Below are 1,190 nucleotides of genomic sequence, written 5' to 3'. Positions count from 1 at the left end.
CCGGCAGGAACCCCGGATCCGGCAGGAACCCCGGATCCGGCGGGAATCCGGGTTCGGGAAGAACGCCGGGCGCCGCAGAGGCATGATCGCGTTGTCGGGGCTGCTAGGAACGGAGCAGGCGGGCGATCGCATCCGAGGCTTCCCGCACCTTGCGGTCGGCCTCCTCGCCGCCGGCTGCCGCCGCCTGCACAAGGCAGTGCGCCATGTGCTTGTCCAGCAGGCCGAGCGCCACCGAGTGCAGCGCCTTCGTCGCCGCCGACACCTGCGTCAGGATGTCGATGCAGTACTGCTCCTGCTCGACCATCCGCTGCAGGCCACGGATCTGGCCCTCGATGCGCCGTAACCGCTTGAGGTAGTCGTCCTTGTTGTCGATGTAGCCGTGGCTCGCGCTCATCCGTCCTCCGCCCCTTACCCCCCAGGGGTATCTTTGACGGTGCTGACGCTATACCCACAGGGGGTACTGGTAAAGGTGCAACGCCGCCGGCGTTCCCTGCTTCAGCGTGGATATGATAGTCAACGGTGTTGACGGCACCTCGCCGATGCCCGCTGTGTGCTTCTTCAGGGTCGCCACGCGGCGAGCAGCTCTTCGGGGCCAAGGGCGAGAACACCGTCCGTTGTCGTTCCGTTGCGGGTCACCACGAGCAGCGGGGTCGAGTCGTCAGCACCCGGGAGCCGGGATCGATGGCCGACGAGCTGGGCGAGGTCGTGCGGGTCGAACGCACGGTTGTTCAGCCACTTGATGGATCCGACCAGGGTGATCTGTTTGGCGACCGGTTCCCGATCCGCGCCGACGATGTCGATCTCAGGGTTGTTGGTGCGGGTCCAGTAGCCGCCGATGATGTTCGTCCCCTCCGGGAGGTGCCCGGCGGGCAGGCGACGCAGTGACTCCCTGATGACCGGCTCGATCGCGCGGCCTCGCCAGGTGGTCCATGAGGATTCGATCCTGGTGCGGACCAGGTCACCACGGCCTCGTTCGATCTCGGCGAGGTAGGGGCCGAGGAAGGCCAGCCAGAATCGCAGATATGGGTCGGCGACCACGTACCGGGTTTCTCTGGATGCCTGGGTCGACAGCGGAACTATCGCCTCGACCAGGCGTTTCGTGGTCAACAGTTGCAGCGCCCGGCTCAGCGAGCCCGCTGGGATCCCGCCCGCGGCCCGTCCGATCAGCGAGTAGGTCCGTTCACCGGACC

The 1,190-nt window shown here is 66.7% G+C and carries 2 protein-coding genes; both read right to left on the bottom strand.

Going from position 1 to position 1,190, the window contains the following annotated elements; translation table 11 throughout:
• Nucleotides 1-103: 103 nt before the first annotated feature.
• Nucleotides 104-394 (bottom strand): metal-sensitive transcriptional regulator, encoded by a 291-nt coding sequence (locus DD1DGNOD_RS15065; protein ID WP_131767063.1) that lies wholly within the window; start codon nt 392-394, stop codon nt 104-106.
• Nucleotides 395-558: 164 nt separating this feature from the next.
• The coding region (locus tag DD1DGNOD_RS15060; protein ID WP_165036748.1) for a DUF234 domain-containing protein at nt 559-1,190 on the bottom strand (632 nt) is incomplete at its 5' end.

The sequence above is a fragment of the Candidatus Protofrankia californiensis genome, from assembly GCF_900634765.1.
GTDB lineage: Bacteria > Actinomycetota > Actinomycetes > Frankiales > Frankiaceae > Protofrankia > Protofrankia californiensis.
Note: the sequence above shows the minus strand (reverse complement) of the source record. Positions and strands in the feature narration are given on the sequence as shown.